Below are 19,308 nucleotides of genomic sequence, written 5' to 3'. Positions count from 1 at the left end.
CGTGCGTTGACGGAACAGATCGTCCGAAAGGATCGCCATGACCGCCCTGCTGTTCGTCCTCTACCTCGTCGTCGAGATCGCCGCCCTCGTCGGTCTCGCCCAGCTGATCGGCATCGGCTGGGCGCTGGTCGTGCTCGTCGCGGTGTCGGGCGTCGGCCTGGTGCTGCTCGGACGGCAGGGCAGGCGGGTGTTCGACCGATTCCGGCGGGCCTCCCGCGGTGAGGTGAGCGCCGAGAGCGCGGTCGCCGACGGGGTGATCGTCGCCACCGGATCGGTGCTGCTGTTCGTACCGGGACTGGTCACCGGGGTCGTCGGGCTGCTCGCGCTGTTCCCGCCGACCAGGGCGCTGTTGCGGCCGGCACTGGAGAAGCTCGGTACCCGGCGCTTCGGACCGCTGCCCTCGTTCGCGCCCTCGCCCTATCGCGGGATGGTCGTGGACGCCGACGGTGACGTGGTCGACGGCACCGTGGTCGGCCAGTGGTACGACGACGGTCACACCTCGGGCCCGCGCGCGCTCGGTCCCGCCTGAATCGCGACATGCCCGCGCTCGTCGGCGAAGGGTCTAGAGTGCCCGTATGGCCACCGAGCAGATCACCATTACGGTGAGCGAGGAACTGGCCGACGCGGTGCGCAGAGCGAGCGCCGCTGCCGGGCAGTCGATGTCGGATTTCACCACCGCCGCATGGCGTTTGGAACTCATCGCCGTGGAGGCGGGCGGGCATTGCTCCGCCGGGTTCAGTGACGCCGAAATGCGCGCGGCACTGTCGCTGCCGACCTGACGCCACGCCGCCGAGCCGACGCGGTCACCGTGGACCCGATGCAGCCACCGCCGGGCTGACATGGTTGCCGCCGACCTGACCCGGCTACCGACGAGCTGACACTGTCCCTGCCGAGGTAGCGATCCGTCCATACGGCAGACTGGGCAACCGTGAGTACCCAGTTGCTGATCGGCGGTCGTTTCTACAGTTCGAGCTCCCCGGACGCGACCGCGATGGCGGTCACCGACGGCACCGTGGTGTTTTTGGGAGCCGAGGCACCAGGGCGCGCGATGCACCCCGACGCGGAGATCATCGACCTCGACGGTGCCTTCGTGGCGCCCGCGTTCGTCGACCCACACGTGCACGTCACCGCACTGGGACTGCAACTGACCGGGCTCGACGTGAGTGCCGCCGGATCCCTGGCCGAACTACTCCAGACGGTGCGCGCGCACGCGGCGACCCAGCCGGACGGGGTGATCATCGGCGAGGGCTGGGACGACACCGCCTGGCCAGAACGGCGTCCGCCGACGGTCGCCGAACTCGACGGGGCCGCCGGTCCGGGCAGGCTCGTGTACCTGGCGCGCGTCGACGCGCACTCGGCCGTCGCCTCCTCGGCGCTGCTCGACGCGGCGGGTGAACTCGGCGACGGATACCACCGTGGCGACCTGTTGCGCGCCGACGCCCACCACCGGGTACGCACCGTTGCCCTCGCGGAACTGACTCGCGCCCAAAGGGATTCGGCACGCAAGGCCGCACTCGACGCGGCGGCCGCACTCGGCATCGTCGCCGTCCACGAATGCGCGGGGCCCGATATCTCCGGCCGCGAGGACACCCGCGAACTCCTCGCTTTCGAACACGGCGTGGCCGTGCGCGCCTACTGGGGTCAGGCCGTGCGCACCGCCGACGAAGCACGCGCGCTGATCGACGAGCTCGGTGTGCACGCCCTCGGCGGTGACCTGTTCGTCGACGGCTCACTCGGTTCGCACACCGCGCTGCTGCGCGAGCCCTACGCCGACGCGGCGGGCTGCGGCAAGAGCTTCCTCGACGAAGAGACCGTCACCGCGCACATCCGCGCCTGCACCGAAGCGGGCATCCAGGCCGGCTTCCACGCCATCGGCGACGCCGCGATGGACACCGTGGTCGCCGGATTCGCCCGTGTGGCAACCGAACTCGGCGGGCCGGCGATCGCCGCACGCGGGCACCGGGTCGAACACGCGGAGATGACCGACGCCGCCGCGATCGAACAACTCGCCGCACTCGGCGTGATCGCGTCCGTGCAGCCGGGCTTCGACGCCGCATGGGGTGGACCCGACGGGATGTACGCGACCCGGCTCGGCGCCGAACGCGCCGCAGGCCTCAACCCGTACTCCGCGATGGCGGCGGCGGGCATCTCCCTCGCCATCGGCTCCGACGCCCCGGTCACCGCCATGAACCCGTGGGAACAGGTACGCGCGGCCGTCCACCACCGCACTCCCGGCCACGGCCTCTCGCCCCGCGCGGCCTTCGCCGCCGCCACCCGTGGCGCCTGGCGAGCGGGCGGCGTCCGCGACGGCCTGGCCGGAACCCTGGTCCCCGGTGCCCCCGCCTCCTACGCGGTCTGGGACGCGGGTGACCTCGTCGTCGCCGCGGCCGCCGACACCGTCCAGCGCTGGTCCACCGACCCCCGCTCCCGCGTCCCCGGCCTCCCACGCCTCGACCCGGGCGTCGACCTGCCGACCTGCGTGCGCACCGTGCGCGACGGCGTCACGATCTACACCGCCTGACCCGCTCGGCGCCACGCCCGTAACGAATCACGGAGCACCACACCATGATCGACCCCGCGACGGGCGACCGTTCCGACTCCACATCCGACGACGAGCCGGCATCTGCTGTCGGTGACATCGATCCCGGTGCGGCGGAGTCGGCTACCGCGTCATCCCGAAAGGCGCATACCGGGACCGCACCGACTGGGGGCGTGGAGGACTCGGATCCTGGTGCGTCGGGGTCGGACGACGTGTCATCCCGGCAGTTGGACTCCGCGTCCGCTGGATCGCGTCTCGAGTCCATCGGCACCGAGCTGATGATGCTGCGGATGCTGGCCGCGGTCGTGGGTGGGCTGTTGCTGTTCGGCAGTTTCCCGCCGCGCCCGTTCTGGTTCCTCGCGCCGGTGGCCATCGCACTGCTCACCGCCGCGGTATGTCCGCCGGGCAAGCTGCGCGGTGGGTTCGGGTACGGGATGCTCGGGGGGCTGGCGTTTTTCGTGCCGTTGCTGCCGTGGACCGGGATCTATGTGGGGCCGGTGCCGTGGCTGGCGCTGTCGACGGTGTGCGCGGTGTACTTCGGAATCTGGGGTGTGCTCGCACGGTGGTTGAGCGCGCTGCCGGGGTGGCCGGTATGGCTCGCGCTGGCGTGGACCACGACCGAATGGCTCAGGTCGAGTTTTCCGTTCGGCGGATTCCCTTGGGGGCGTATCGCTTTCGGTCAAGCCGAGGGCTGGTACCTGCCGCTGGCCGCCTACGGTGGCGCACCGCTGATCGGATTCGCGGTCGCGCTGACCGGCACCGGACTCGCCGCACTGGCACTGCGCCTGTTCGCGTGGTCGCGTACCCCCGCGCCACGCCCGAACACCCGCGCCGTGCGGACCGGATTTGCCACCGCCGTGGTGGCCGTGGCTATCATGCCCCTGGCCGGAGTGATCCTGCGGCCGACGCTGCCCGGCCCGGATGCAGGCAACCGGACGATCACGGTCGCCGCCATCCAGGGCAGTGTGCCGCGGCTCGGGCTCGACTTCAACGCCCAGCGCCGTGCCGTGCTGGACAACCACGTCCGGCGCACCGAGGAACTGGCCGACGCCGTGCATCGCGGCCAGGCCGCACGGCCCGACATCGTGATCTGGCCCGAGAACTCCTCCGACATAGATCCACTGCGCAACGCCGACGCCGCCGCCGAGATCACCGAAGCATCGGTGAAGATCGGCGCCCCGATCCTCGTCGGCGCAGTCCTGGTGAACGGTGACCGCACGACCACCAACTCGGTGATCGTGTGGAACGGCGCGGCCGGTCCGGGGGATCGGCACGACAAGAAGATCATCCAGCCGTTCGGCGAATACCTGCCGATGCGTGGTTTCTTCCGTTTGTTCTCCTCCTATGCCGACCGCGCAGGCTATTTCGTGCCGGGAAATGGTGACGGAACAGTCACGGCCGCGGGTGTGCCGATCGGTGTGGCGACCTGTTACGAGGTCGCCTTCGATCGGGCATTTCGGGACTCGCTCGCCGCGGGCGCCGAATTGCTGACGGTGCCGACCAACAACGCGACATTCGGCACGAGCGAGATGACATATCAACAACTCGCCATGTCGCGGGTGCGGGCGGTCGAGCACGGGCGCGCGCTCGTGGTCGCAGCAACCACCGGAGTCAGCGGGATCATCACCGCGGACGGCGTGCTCAGGCAGAGCACCGAGCAGGTCGTCCCCGCCGCACTGGTAGCCCAGCTACCTTTACGCGACACGACAACAATCGCTACCCGAATCGGTGCGTGGCCCGAACTCGCGTCCGTTATCCTGACCGCGATCGGTGTCGGATCGCTATTACTTCGACGCCGCCGTGCGAATCAGGCGCACCCTGTGCGAAGTTCGGACAATTCTGAATAAGCGGTTTGTTTCAGCCGGGGGGAAGCGGCACGAAGTTGCTGCTTCAGCGGTGTAATTCGTTGAGCTCGAAATAAATTCACATCGGTAGCCATCCGGCCGCCGTCGTACTCCGAATCATGGGCGTGGATAAGCCACGCCCTGGGCCGTCGTGTGCCCGGGCGCTGCTCGGGGAGTTGTGACACAAGGCAGAAACGGAGTGCTTGATGAGTTCTTTGGCCACCGACCACGTCAGCTCATGCGTCACCGACGAGGACCCGGGCCAACCGTTCGCCCTCTCGCCCGGTCAGACAGCACTGTGGTACGCGCAACGGATTCGGCCCGACATTCCGCTCACCATCGCGCATTACGTCGAACTGCGCGGTGATCTCGACGTCGGCCGCCTGCTCTACGCGGTCGAGCGCTACGGCGCGGAATCCCAGGTGGGACACGTCCGCCTACTCGAGATCGACGGCGTGCCCCACCAGCGCGTGGACCCCACCTGGCGGCCGGGCTGGGCCCGGATCGACCTCCGCGACGAAGCCGACCCACGCGCCGCCGCGCTGGCCTGGATGAACACCCACGCCAGCACCCCGATCGACATGGAAAACGAGCCGCTCACCATCAATGTGGTGTTGCGGATCGGTGACCGCGAATGGTTCTGGTACGAGCGCGGACACCACATCGTGATCGACGGTTACGGCGCGATGAACGCCCTCGCCCGCACCGCCGAGATCTACACCGCCGTCGGCGAACAGCGCGAACCGTCGGTCTCCAGAGCCGCCGCGCTCGTCGACCTCTACGCCGACGAATCCCGCTACCGCGAGTCAAGCCGGTTCCGCGCCGACCGCGAGTACTGGATGCAGCAGCTCGCCGGCGTGGGCGAGCCGATGACGCTGTCGTCGGTCACCGCCGCGGGCGACACCCACGACGCGGGTCGCCACCGTGCCACCGCGGTCCTCGACGCCGACCTCGACACCCTGCTCGCCGACGCGATCGCCACCCACGGGTCGGCCAACTCCGCGCTGATCGTGGCCGCGCTCGCCGCCTACGTCCGTTCGGTCACCGGTGACCCTGATGTCGTGCTGAGCCTTCCGGTTTCGGCGCGCACCACCGTCGCGCTGCGCCGGTCGGCGGGTGTGGTGTCGAACGTGGTGCCGCTGCGGGTCCGGTTCGACTCCCACACCACCGTCGCCGACGTCGTGCGCCAGACCGAACTGCAGATCACCGGCGCCCTGCGCCACCAGCGCTACCGCTCCGACGACATCCGCCGCGACTGCGGGTACTCGCGCGACGCACGCGGGTTCTTCGGGCCGATGGTCAACATCATGCTGTTCCACGACGAGCTGAAGTTCGACGACATCGCCGGCCAGTTGAACGTGCTCGCCACCGGACCCGTCGAAGACCTCTCGATCAACATCTACAACGGCGACGGTGGCCGCATCCAGCTCGACTTCGAAGCCAACCCGAAGCTCTACGGCGAGACCGAGAACGCCGCACACCACGGCCGCTACCTCGACTTCCTCGCGCGCTTCCTCGCCGCCGAGCCGACCACCCCGGCCGCCTCGCTCACCGCGATCACCGCCGCCGAGCACGACCGGGTGCTGCGGGAGTGGAACAGCACCGAGATGCCGATGCAGGCCGCGACGCTGGTCTCGCTGTTCGAAGACCAGGTGCGCCGCAGTCCGCACGCCATCGGTCTCGAATTCGGTGACCGCACACTCGGTTACACCGAACTCGGTGACCGGGTGAACCAGCTGGCGCGTGAACTCATCGCCCGTGGTGCAGGCCCGGAGACCACGGTCGGTGTGTGCCTGCATCGCAGTGTCGATCTCGTCGTCGGGATCTACGCGGTGCTCGCGACCGGTGCCGCCTACCTGCCGATCGACCCGGAGCACCCGGTCGATCGCATGGAAGCCGTACTGGCACAGGCACATCCGGTGTGTGTGCTCACCGCGGATCGTGATGGCGTGCGGCTGCCTGCGGGCACGGTCAGGATCGATCTGGACACCCTGGACGTCAGTGGCAACGATGTCGCGCCGATCACCGATGCCGACCGGCGCGCGCCGCTGCGGCCCGAACATCTCGCCTACGTCATCTTCACCTCCGGTTCCACCGGTAAACCCAAGGGCGTCGGCGTGACCCATGCCGCGATCGTGAACCGGTTGCGGTGGATGCAGGCCGAATACCCCCTCGACTACACCGACGCGGTCCTGCAGAAGACCCCGGCCACCTTCGACGTGTCGGTCTGGGAGTTCTTCTGGCCGTTGCAGGTCGGTGCCCGGCTGGTCGTCGCCGCGCCCGAGGGGCATCGCGACCCGGCCTACCTCGCCCGGATCATCACCGAAAAGGCCATCACCACGGCGCATTTCGTGCCGTCGATGCTGTCGCTGTTCGTCACCGATCCGCGGGTGCGCGGCGGGGCGGGGCTGCGACGGGTGTTCTGCAGTGGTGAGGCGCTGCCCGGCGCCACCGTCACCGATTTCCACGCCGCGCTGCACGGGCCCGACGGGGGACCGGAACTGCACAATCTGTACGGCCCCACCGAGGCCGCGGTCGACGTCACCTACTGGCCGTGCCCGGCCGAGGCCACCACGGTGCCGATCGGCTCGCCGGTGTGGAACACCCACACCTACGTGCTCGACCCGCAGCTGCGACCGGTGCCGCCCGGCGTCGTCGGCGAGCTGTACCTGGCAGGTACCCAGCTCGCCCGCGGCTACCTCGGCAGGCCCGACCTGAGCGCCGACCGGTTCGTCGCCAACCCCTTCACTCCGGGGCAGCGGATGTACCGCACGGGCGACCTGGCCCGCTGGCAGATCGACGGCGGCGTCCTGGAATACCTGGGCCGCACCGACTTCCAGGTCAAGATCCGCGGACTGCGCATCGAACTCGGCGAGATCGAAGCCGCACTGCTCGCCCAGCCCGACGTCGCGCGTGCCGTCTGCGTGGCCCGCACCGCCCGCACCGGCGACGACGAACTCGTCGCCTACGTGGTCGCCGCCCCGGAGGCACCGGCCCCCGATCCCGCCGCGCTGCTCTCGGCACTGCGCCGCGGCCTGCCGTCCTACATGGTGCCGTCGGCGCTGGTCGTGCTCGACGAACTGCCGTTGAGCGCCAACGGCAAAGTCGACCGCAAAGCACTGCCCGCGCCGGAGGTGGGTGTGCGGGTCACCACCGGTGCCGCCGCCCCGCAGACCGAACTGGAATGCGCGCTCGCGGAGATCTTCACCGAGGTGCTCGCCCTGGACGGCACCGCGATCGGTGTCGAGGACAGCTTCTTCGACCTCGGCGGCAACTCGCTGATCGCCGCGCGCGCGGTCGCCAGGATCAACACCATCCTCGACGCGAACGTGACCATCCGGGAGATGTTCGAAGCGCCCACGATCGCCGCGCTGGCCGGCTACATCAGCACCCACCGGTCCGAAACATCCACGCCGAAACTGGTTCCCGCGCGCAGGCCCGAACGGGTCCCGCTGTCGCTGGCCCAGCAGCGGCTGTGGATCCTCAACCGGTTCGCCGAACACGCCGCCGCCTACAACATGCCCCTCGCGCTGCGGCTCACCGGAGATCTGGACCTCGACGCCTTACGCGCGGGCCTGCGCGATGTCCTCGACCGCCACGAGAGCCTGCGCACCAGCTTCCCGGACGGTCCCGACGGCCCGTACCAGCTCATCCACCCGGCAGCCGGGGTCGAACCCGAGCTGACGCCGATCGATGTGGACCCCGCCGAGATCACCGCGCTGGCCGCGCAGGTCTCCGGGCGCGGTTTCGATCTGCGGACCGAGACGCCGCTGCGGGTCGTGCTGTACCGGGTCGGCCCGACCGACCACCTGCTGCTCGTGGTGCTGCACCACATCAGCGGCGACGGCTGGTCGGTCGCCCCGCTGGCCAGGGACCTGATGGTCGCGGTGTCGGCGCGCGCGGGCGGTGCCGCACCACAGTGGGCGTCGCTGCCGGTGCAGTACGCCGACTTCGCGATGTGGCAGCGGGAACTGCTCGGTGAGGAAACCGATCCCGAGGCGCCCATCGCACGTCAGCTCGGGCACTGGCGCGGCACCCTGGCGGGGCTGCCCGACCAGCTCGACCTGCCCCTGGATCGGCCGCGGCCGCAACAGCGCGGCACCGGCGGCGACACCGTCGAATTCGTCATCGACGCCGAAACCCGCCGTGCGGCAGCGGAACTCGCGACCGGTCGCGGGGTGAGCATGTTCATGGTGCTGCACGCGGCGCTGGCCACCTTGCTGGCCCGCGTCTGCGCGAGCACCGACATCACCATCGGCACGCCGATCGCGGGCCGCTCCGACCCGGCACTCGACGAGCTGGTCGGCATGTTCGTCAACACCCTGGTGTTGCGCACCGAGGTGGACCTCGGCGCCGGATTCGACCGCATGCTCGACCTGGTCCGCGAGACCGACCTCGATGCCTTCGCCAACCCCGACGTGCCCTTCGAACGGCTCGTGGAACTGGTCAACCCCGACCGCTCCACCAGTCGGCACCCGCTGTTCCAGGTGATGCTGTCCTACGACCGCACGCCCGAACTCCGCGTCGAATTGCCCGGTGTGACCGCGGAACTGGTGCCGATCGAGATCGGCGTCGCCAAGTTCGACCTGCAACTCGAGGTCCGCGACAACCACGACGACGGGCCGCTGCACGCCGAATTCGGTTTCGCCACCGATGTTTTCGATCGCGCCACGGTGGAGGCCATCGCCCGGCGGTTCACCACCCTGCTGGCCGCCGCCGTCGCCGCTCCGACCGCGGCGGTCGGTGATCTCGACGTGCTCGACCGGCGCGAGATCGCCCGCCTTGTCCCCGTGTCCGGTGCGCCGGCCGAACCGGCGGGCACCCTGGCCCGGCTGCTCAGCGACACCGCCCAGCACCTCCCGGATGCGGTGGCGGTGCGCTACCTCGGCTTCGACACCACCTACCGGGAGCTCGACGAACGCTCGAACCAGTTGGCGCGCAGCCTCGTCGCGCACGGCGCCGCGCCCGAAACGGTCGTCGCCGTCGCGTTGCCGCGCAGCCTCGAATCGATCATCGCCATCTGGGCGGTCGCCAAAACCGGCGCCGCGTACGTGCCCGTCGACCCGGCCTACCCGGCCGAGCGCATCGCGCACATGATCGGCGACTCCGGCGCCACCCTCGGGCTCACCCTGCCCGAACATCTCGCCGCGCTGCCCACTGCCACCGGCAAGCACCGGGCGGCACCGGAATGGCTGGTGTTCGGAACAGCCGATTTCGAAGCCGACTGCGCGATCCGGTCGGCGACCCCGCTGTCGGATGCCGATCGCAGGCACCCGATGCGCGCAGGTCAGCCCGCCTATCTCATCTACACCTCGGGCTCGACCGGCACGCCGAAGGCGGTCGTGGTCACCCACGCGGGCATCGCCTCGCTGGCCAGCGAACAGACCCAGCTGTTCAAGGTCACCGACCACGCGCGCACCATGCACTTCTCCTCGCCCAGCTTCGACGCGTCGGTGCTCGAACTGCTGCTCGGGTTCGCCGCCGGTGCCACGATCGTGGTCGCCCCGGCCGACCTCTACGGCGGTGCGGAACTGGCCGGTTTCCTGCGCTCGGAACGCATCACCCACGCGTTCATCACCCCGGCCGCGCTGGCCACCGTGCCCGTGGGCGACTTCCCGGCCCTCGGGACCGTGATCGTCGGTGGCGAGGCCTGCTCGGACGAACTCGTCGAAGCGTGGGCCTCGAAGTACCGGATGCACAACATGTACGGCCCGTCCGAGGCCACCGTCGCGGTCACCGCGAGCGCGGCCATGGTGCCAGGGGAACCGGTGCCGTTGGGTGCGCCCGTGCGCGGCATGCGGTTGTTCGTGCTCGACGGCCGGATGAACCCGGTGCCGCCGGGCACACCGGGTGAACTGCACGTCTCCGGACCGGGTCTGGCTCGTGGGTACCTCGGCAAGGCGGGGCTCACCGCGCAACGATTCGTCGCCAACCCGCACGGCCGGGTCGGCGAAAGGATGTATCGCACAGGCGATCTCGTGGTCGCCGACACGACGGGCCGACTGCGCTTCCTCGGTCGCGCCGACGACCAGATCAAGATCCGTGGCTTCCGTATCGAGCTGCGCGAGATCGACCACGTGCTGCGCGAACACCCGGGCGTGCGGTCGGCGCTGACCGTCGTCCACGTCGACGAGCAGGGTCAGCAGCGGCTCGCGTCCTACGTCACCGCCGACGGCCCGATCGAACCGGCGGCCGTGCTCGACACCGCGCGCGGAAGACTGCCCGGCTACATGGTCCCCGCCGCATTGGCGGTGCTCGACGCGATGCCGGTGACCCCGGCGGGCAAACTCGACCGAAAGGCGCTGCCCACACCGGAATTCGTGGTTTCCGGTGGATCGCGCGCACCACGCACCCACCTCGAGATGCGGGTGGCGGCGGTGTTCACCGAGGTCCTCGGTCGCCCGATTCCCGGCGCGGAGGACAGCTTCTTCGACATCGGCGGCAACTCGCTGCTGGCCACCCGGCTCGCCGCCGCACTGCACGCCGACTTCGAAGTGGACCTGCCGGTCCGCCAGATCTTCGAGGCACCGACCGTGGCGGGCATCGCCCGGCTGATCACGGAAGCGCCCCGGACGCAGCGGGTGGCGCTGGCGGTACACACCCCGCGCCCGGGACGCATACCACTGTCGTTGCCGCAGCAACGGCTGTGGTTCCTGAACAGATTGTCCCCCGAGTCGAGTGCCTACAACATCGCATTCGTCTTGCGAATCGGCGGAGATCTGGACATCGACGCGTTGCGCGGCGCCGTCACCGACCTGGTCGAGCGCCACGAAGTGCTGCGCACGGTCTTCCCCGAAGACCTCTCCGGCGCCCAGCAGGTGATCCTGCCGCTCGCCGAGGCCATGCCCGCGATCGAGGTCGTCGACAGCGCACCGGATCAGGCGCAGGCGGCGCTCACCGCGCTGGCTCGCGAGGGCTTCGACCTCACCAGGCAGACGCCGTTGCGGGTGTCGTTGCAGCGCACCGCGTCCGACGAGTACCTGCTCGGTGTCGTCGTGCACCACATCGCCGCCGACGGGTGGTCGCTCGGCCCGCTGACGCGTGACCTCGCCATGGCCTACGTGGCCAGGACCGGCGGTGCCGCGTCCGGACGTGCGCCGCTGCCCGTGCAGTACGCCGACTTCAGCCTGTGGCAGCGGGCGGTGCTCGGTGCCGAGGACGATCCGGACAGCATCAGCGCCACCCAGCTCGCGTTCTGGCGCGAGACCCTGGCCGAACTGCCCGACGAATTGCCGTTGCCGTTCGACCGTCCCCGACCCGCCGAACCGACGGGGACGGCGGGCACCGTCACCTGCCAGGTCTCGGCACCGCTGCAGCGCGCACTGGACGAGCTGGCGAGCCGGACCGGTGTCAGCTTGTTCATGGTCGTGCGCTCGGCACTGTCGGTGCTGCTGCGCAGTGTCACCGGTGGACGCGACATCCCGATCGGCACCCCGGTCGCGGGGCGCACCGATGTCCAGCTCGACGACCTCGTCGGCATGTTCGTCAACACCCTGGTCCTGCGTTCCGACGTCGACCCCGACCGCAGCTTCACCGAACTGCTGCACGCTGACCGCGACGCCGAACTGGCCGCCCTCGCCCACGCCGACGTACCGTTCGAACGGGTCGTCGACGCGCTCGGCAGGGAGAGCAGGGCCAGCAACCGGCACCCGCTGTTCCAGGTCGCGCTCAGCATGCAGGACGGGCCGACACCCGAGCTGGAACTGCCCGGACTGCGGCTGTCCGCCGAAGAGCTCGATATCGCCCTGGCGAAGTTCGATCTGGAACTGCGGGTCGCCCCCGCCGACGAGCACGGGCTGCGATTCGACTTCGTCTACGCCACCGAGCTGTTCGACGCCGCCACCATCGACATCCTCGCTGAACGGTTCGTGCGGATCCTCACCCAGGTGACCGCCGACCCACGGCAACGGGTGTGCGATATCGATCCGCTCACCGTGCTCGAACACCGTGAGCACGTCCCCGCGCAGGGACCCGCGGCGGTCACGCCGATCATCCTGGCCGACATCCTCGACGGTGCGGCCACGAAATACCCGGACCGGCCCGCGTTGCGCTGGTTCGCGGGCGGCAGTGTCGCCGGCCAGGTGGGCGAGCTCGACTACGCCGAAATCGCCCGCCGGGCACACCGGCTCGGCCGGGCTCTGATCGCCCGGGGTATCGGCACCGGCGACCGGGTGGCTGTCGGCCTGACCCGCTCACTGGACTGCGCGCTCGCCATCTTCGGCGTCGCGGCCAGCGGTGCGGCGTTCGTCCCGGTCGACCCGCGCTACCCGGCCGACCGGGTCCGGCACATGCTCACCGACTCCGGTGCGCGCGCGGTCCTCACCGCGCGTGCCGACGCGGACGCACTGCGGGAGGCCGCCGGCCCCCTCGACACCCAGTGGTTGCTGGTCGACGGCGACGAGCTGAACACCGAGCTGGCGGGCTACGACGGCGCCCGGATCACCGACGCCGAACGGATCCGCCCCGTCCGCAATGCCGATCTGGCCTACCAGATCTACACCTCCGGCTCCACCGGCCTGCCCAAGGGCGTGACCGTCACCCACGGCGGTCTCACCAGCCTCGCGCTCGACCTGCGCGAACGCATGGGCCTCGACCGGTTCTCCCGGACGTTCTTCTTCTCCACGCCCAGCTTCGACGTGTCCGTCCTCGACATGCTCCTCGCCGTGTACTCGGGCGCCGAGATGGTGATCGGACCGATCGACATCTACGGGGGCGACGAACTCGGGGCCCTGCTGGAACGCGAGCAGATCACCCACACGTTCCTGACGCCCGCGGTGCTGGCCTCGATCGATGCCAACCGCTGGCCGCTGCCGATGCTGCGCGGTCTGATGGCCGGCGGTGAAGCGGTGCCGCCGGATCTGGTGGAGAACTGGGCGCCGGGCCGACGGTTCATCAATGCCTACGGGCCCACCGAGTTCACTGTCATCGCCGCGATGTCGGAGCTGCGGGTGGGGGTGCCGGTGGCCATCGGAACGCCGACCCGTGGGTCGCGCGCGCTGGTGCTCGACGAACGGCTGCGGCCGGTCTGCACGGGGGTCCCGGGTGAGCTCTACATCGGTGGCGCGGGCATCGCCCAGGGCTACCACGAGCGATTCGGCCTGACCGCCGCACGATTCATCGCCGACCCGTCCGGCCCCGCAGGCAGCCGGATGTATCGCACCGGCGACGTCGTGCGCTGGACCGCCAACGGCGAAATCGACTACCTCGGCCGCAGCGACCACCAGGTGAAGGTGCGCGGTTTCCGGATCGAACTCGGCGAGATCAGCGCCGTGCTCGGCAGCCACCCCGAGGTCCGCTTCGCCCACACCGAGGTGCGGCGGATCGCGGGTGACGATCGGATCGTCGCCTGGGTCCAGCTCAACGAAGGCGTCGACCCGGCCGAGGTGGCCGCGGTGAAACGGCACGCGGCGGTGCGGCTGGCCGGGCACATGGTGCCCGCGTCGCTGAACCTGATCGACCGGGTGCCGCTCACGCCGGTCGGCAAACTCGACCGCACCGCGCTCCCGGAACCGGAATTCACCGCCACCGCGGGCCGGGCACCACAGACCGACGCCGAACGGACCGTCGCGCGGGTCTTCGAGGAACTGGTCGGGGCGAGCGAGGTCTGCGCCACCGACAGCTTCTTCGACATCGGCGGCAACTCGCTGCTGGCCACCCAGCTGGTGGCCCGCCTCGCCGCCGCGAGCAATGTGCGCCTCGAGGTACGCACCGTGTTCGCGACCCCGACGGTCGCCGAACTCGCCGCGCTCATCGAATCCGGTCCGTCCGGCGACGAACACCGGCCGGACCTGGTGCCACAGCCGCGACCGGAGCGGATCCCGCTGTCCGCGGCACAGCGCCGACTGTGGTTCCTCAACCGCTTCAACGCCGGTGCCGACAGTCAAGCGTCGGGCGCCTACAACATCCCGGTCGTGCTTCGCCTGCACGGCACCGTCGACCTCGATGCACTCATTGCCGCTTTGCACACGGTGCAACGTCGGCACGAGACGCTGCGCACGGTGTTCCCCGAGAGCTCGGGCGAGCCGGAGCAGTTGGTGCTCGACCCGGAGATCGCCGCCGTCACCCTGTTCCACGCGACGGCCACCGTGCGCGAGGTCGAGACCGCCGTGACCCGCTTCGTCACGCCGGGATTCGACCTGTCGGCCTCGGTGCCGATGCGCGCGGCGCTGATCACCGTCGACCACACCGGACAGTCGGCGCCGACCAAGGCAAAATTCGCCGTCGCCCGCTCGACCGAGCACGTGCTGGTGCTGGTCGTGCACCACATCGCGATGGACGGCTGGTCGCTCGAACCGCTCGCCGCCGAAGTGGCCGCCGCCTACCGCGGCATCCAGACCGGCGAACCGTTCGGCGAACAGATCCCGGAGATCCAGTACGCGGACTACACCCTGTGGCAGCGCGAACTGCTCGGCACAGAGGACGATCCGGATTCGCTGATCAGCAAGCAGCTCGAACACTGGCGGGGCGCGCTGGACGGGCTGCCCGAACTGCTCACCGTGCCCGCCGACCGGCCGCGCCCACCCGTGCCCTCCTATCGGGGCGGCACCGTCGACTGCACGGTCGACGCGGCGACCCACCGGGCACTGCGCGGCATCGCGGGGGCCAACAACGTCAGCATGTTCATGGTGTTGCACGCGGCACTCGCGGTGCTGTTGCACCGGGTCACCGGCACCGAGGACATCGCCGTCGGCACCGCGAGCGCGGGCCGTGGGCACCCGGCTCTCGACGCGATGATCGGCATGTTCGTCAACACCCTGGTGCTGCGCACCGAGGTGTCCGACGAGCGCGCGTTCATCGACCTGCTTCGCACCGTCCGCGACGGCGACCTCGACGCCTTCGCCAACGCCGACCTGCCCTTCGAACGGCTCGTCGAAGTGGTCAACCCGGCGCGCTCGCAATCCCATCATCCGCTGTTCCAGGTGATGCTGTCGGTGCGCAACACCCCCGTGCGCATGCTGGAACTGCCCGGCCTGCGGATCGAAGCCGTCGACGCCGACGCGGGCATCGCCAAGTTCGACCTGCAGTTCACCTTCACCGAAACCCAGACCGCCGACCGGGTGGGCGACGGCATCGAACTGTCGGTGAACTACGCGGCCGACCTGTTCGACGAGGTCACCGCGCGCCGGTTCGGCGACCGGCTCGTCCGGTTGCTCACCGCCGTGGCCGCCGACCCGAACACCGCGGTCGGTGACCTGGCACTGCTCGACGCGGTCGAGTGGACCGCGCTGGCGCCGGTGCACGGCACCCGCGCCGAACCGCCGGTCACCCTGGCCGCGGTGTTCGGTGCCGCCGTCGCCCGCTCCCGCGACGGTGTCGCCCTGTGCGCAGGCGACACGGTGGTCACCTATGATGCTCTCGATCGATGGACCAACCGCCTCGCGCGCGTGTTGATCGGTCAGGGCATCGGGCCGGAAAGTCTTGTCGCCCTCGGTATTCCGCGTTCGGTGGAATCGGTGGCGACGATGCTCGCCGTCGCCAAGGCCGGTGCGGCGTTCGTGCCGGTCGACCCGAACTACCCGCCGCAGCGGATCAGTCACATGCTCACCGACTCCGGTGCCGCACTGGGCCTGACCCTGCTGGCCCACCGTGATCAGCTGCCCGGTGACACCCGCTGGCTGGTCCTCGATGACCCGCAGACCAGGGCCACCGTGCTCGGTACCGACGATTCGCCGATCACCGACGCCGAACGGATCCGCCCACTGCGCCTGCAGAATCCGGCGTACGTGATCTACACCTCGGGCTCCACCGGCACCCCGAAGGGCGTCGTCGTCACCCACGGCGGCCTGTCGAACTTCGCGGGCGAGACCGCCGACCGCTACGACGTGCGACCCGGCAGCCGGGTGCTGCACTTCGCCACCCCGAGCTTCGACGCCGCCATGCTCGACATCCTGTTCGCACTCGGCGGCGCGGCCACCCTGGTGATCGCCCCGGCAGGCGTGGTCGGCGGCGAGGAACTGCGGCAACTGTTCATCCGGGAACGGATCACCCACGCGTTCATCACCACCGCTGCGCTCGGCACCGTCGACCCGACCGGCGTGCACTCCCTCGCGCACGTGCTCACCGGCGGTGAAGCGCTGCCGCCGGAACTGCTCGCCCGCTGGGCACCCGGCCGCAACTTCTACAACGTGTACGGGCCCACCGAGACGACCATCGTCACGCTGATGCCGCAGCCGATGAGCCCGCAGGGCCCGATCACCATCGGCGGCCCGATCCGCGGCGTCGCCGCCAGCGTGCTCGACCGGCGACTGCACCCGACACCCATCGGTGTCACCGGCGAACTGCAACTGGCGGGCTCGGCACTGGCTCGCGGCTACCTCAACCGACCGGGTCTCACCGCCCAGCGCTTCGTCGCCGATCCCTACGGCGCACCGGGCGAGCGGATGTACCGCACGGGCGACCTCGTGCGGTGGCGTGACGGCGCGAAGTCGGCGTTGGACGTGGAGTACGTCGGCCGCACCGACCACCAGGTGAAGGTCCGCGGTTTCCGGATCGAACTCGGCGAGATCGACGTCGCGTTCTCGCGGCACCCCGAAGTCGAGCTCGCGCTCACCATCGGGCACACCACCCCGGCCGGCGTCACCGCCCTGGTGTCGTATGTGAAGGCGCGCAACGGGACCACCCCGGGCGTGCCCGAACTGCTCGAGCACGTCGCCGGGCACGTGCCCAACTACATGGTCCCGCAGGCGATCATGCTGATCGACGAGGTCCCGCTGAGCCCGGTCGGCAAACTCGACCGCGCCCGGCTGCCCGAGCCGGTGTTCACCGCCTCGGGTGGTTACCGCGCGCCGGTGACCCCCGCCGAGGTGGCGCTGTGCGCGGTGTTCACCGAGGTGCTCGGGGTCGAGCGGGTCGGCGTGGACGACGGGTTCTTCGAACTCGGCGGCAACTCGCTGCTGGCCACCAAAGTCGTTGCCGCACTGCGGGATCAGGGTTACGAGATGCCGGTCCAGATGATGTTCGGCGACGCCACCCCGGCCGCGATCGCGGCCAAGCTCGCCGACGTCGACCCGGACGCGGTGATCGAGGCGGCCACCAGCCCGGTGTTGCCTATCCGCCCGTCGACCAGCCCGCACGACACCCCGCTGTTCTGCGTGCATCCGGCGATCGGTCTGGCCTGGTGCTACGCCGGACTGCTCGCGCACCTGGACCCGCAGCGCCCGGTCTACGGCCTGCAGGCACCGCACGTGTCGGGCGAGGACAGCTTCACCTCGATCCCCGAGGCCGCCGGACACTATGTGGCCCATATCAAGTCGATCCAGCCGCACGGCCCCTACCACCTGCTCGGCTGGTCGCTCGGCGGCCTGATCGCGCAGGAGATCGCCGTACAACTGCAGGACGCGGGCGAGGACGTCGCGTTGCTGGCGATGATGGACAGCTACCAGCTCGGCGACGGCTGGCTCGACACCTCGATGCCAACGGTCGCCGACATCCTCGGCGAGTTCGGCGCCGACCTGGTCGACGGCGCGCCGTTGCCCGCCGACCTCGACCTGCACGAAGCGGCGGATCTGCTGCGGGCCCAAGCAGGCCCGTTCGCCGCGCTCTCGGTCGATCACCTGCAACGCCTCTACACCGGGTACGCCGACGGGACCGTCATGGCGAACCGGTTCCGGCCGCGCACCTTCGACGGCGATCTCGTGTTCTTCACCGCCGCGGCGGACGAGATCAATGCCGCCGATCCGAGCCGGAATGCCGACGCCTGGCAGCCGTTCGTCACCGGCAACATCCACAACCACGACCTGCCCTGCAGGCACGCGGCGATGACCACCCCGGAATCGTTGGCGGCGATCGGCCCCGTGCTGCATCGCCACCTCGACGCCGTCCCGGAGATCACCGTGTGCGGCAGCGGCCAGAAGGAGATACGTTCGTGAGTCTCGCGGTAGAAGTGCGCGGCCTTGCCAAGAGTTACGGCAAGGTGCGCGTGCTGAAGGAGATCGACCTGGACATCCCGGCAGGCACCGTACTCGGCCTGCTCGGGCCCAACGGCGCGGGGAAGACCACCACCGTGCGGATCGTCACCACGCTGTTGCGACCCGATGCCGGTTCGGTGCGGGTCGCCGGTGTCGACGTGTTGGCCGACCCGGCCACCGCGCGCACCAGGATCGGGTTGTCCGGCCAGTACGCGGCGGTCGACGCGAACCTGACCGGTTACGAGAACCTGCGGATGGTGGCCCGCCTCTACGGCATGGGCCGCAAACAGGCCGTCACTCGCGCGGAGGAACTGCTCACCGCGTTCGGCCTCGACCACGCGGCGGGCAGGCGCGCGGGCACCTACTCCGGTGGTATGGCCCGGCGCCTCGACCTGGCCGGTGCGCTGGTGGCCCGGCCGCCGGTGGTGGTCCTCGACGAACCGACCACGGGCCTCGACCCGCGCGGTCGCCTCGACATGTGGGGGGTGATCGGTGATCTCGTCGACGACGGCACCACCGTCCTGCTCACCACCCAGTACCTCGAAGAGGCCGACCTGCTCGCCGATCGGATCACCGTCATCGACAAGGGCACGGTGATCGCGCGCGGTTCGGCCGACGAACTCAAGACCTCCATCGGCGGCGACCGGCTCACTGTCACCCTCGCCGCGGGCCAGAGTCCGTTTCCCGCGATTCAGGTCCTGCAGCAGGTGGGTGTCGGCGAACCCATCCACGAACCCGGCAGCGACGAAGTGTCGGTGGTGGTCGGCAACGGATCACGCACGATGGTCGAAGCGCTGCGCCGCCTCGACGACGCCGGGATCTGTGTCCTGGACGCCAACGTCGTGCGCCCGACTCTCGACGATGTGTTCCTCTCGCTCACCGGCACCCCGGCCGAGCCGATCCCCGAACCCGAAACCGACGACGTGCAAGAGGAGGTCCTTTCGTGAGCGCCCCCGACGTCGCGGTGGACGAGTATGAAACCCGCGATCTGCCCATCCAGCCGGCCACACCTCGGCCG

General features: G+C 70.0%; 6 protein-coding genes. All 6 read left to right on the top strand.

Going from position 1 to position 19,308, the window contains the following annotated elements:
* Positions 1 to 37 precede the first annotated feature (37 nt).
* Positions 38 to 529, top strand: a complete 492-nt coding sequence (locus ACFWUP_RS03895) for an FxsA family protein (protein ID WP_379230436.1) — start codon at positions 38 to 40, stop codon at positions 527 to 529.
* Between the two features lie 46 nt (positions 530 to 575).
* The gene (locus tag ACFWUP_RS03890; RefSeq protein WP_379230434.1) at positions 576 to 779 is read left to right on the top strand and encodes a hypothetical protein; all 204 of its coding nucleotides are present in this window, start codon (positions 576 to 578) and stop codon (positions 777 to 779) included.
* A 149-nt stretch (positions 780 to 928) separates the two neighbouring features.
* Positions 929 to 2,521 (top strand): amidohydrolase, encoded by a 1,593-nt coding sequence (locus tag ACFWUP_RS03885; protein ID WP_379230432.1) that lies wholly within the window; start codon positions 929 to 931, stop codon positions 2,519 to 2,521.
* A 296-nt stretch (positions 2,522 to 2,817) separates the two neighbouring features.
* Positions 2,818 to 4,386 (top strand): apolipoprotein N-acyltransferase, encoded by a 1,569-nt coding sequence (lnt, locus tag ACFWUP_RS03880; protein ID WP_379230954.1) that lies wholly within the window; start codon positions 2,818 to 2,820, stop codon positions 4,384 to 4,386.
* Positions 4,387 to 4,589: 203 nt separating this feature from the next.
* Entirely contained in the window at positions 4,590 to 18,251 is a 13,662-nt protein-coding gene (locus ACFWUP_RS03875; RefSeq protein WP_379230430.1) for an amino acid adenylation domain-containing protein, read from the top strand.
* Positions 18,248 to 19,237, top strand: a complete 990-nt coding sequence (locus ACFWUP_RS03870; RefSeq protein ID WP_379230428.1) for an ATP-binding cassette domain-containing protein — start codon at positions 18,248 to 18,250, stop codon at positions 19,235 to 19,237. The genes ACFWUP_RS03875 and ACFWUP_RS03870 overlap by 4 nt, the downstream gene beginning before the upstream one ends.
* The last annotated feature ends 71 nt before the right edge of the window (positions 19,238 to 19,308 follow it).

Source organism: Nocardia sp. NPDC058658 (assembly GCF_042716665.1).
Taxonomy (GTDB): domain Bacteria; phylum Actinomycetota; class Actinomycetes; order Mycobacteriales; family Mycobacteriaceae; genus Nocardia.
Note: the sequence above shows the minus strand (reverse complement) of the source record. Positions and strands in the feature narration are given on the sequence as shown.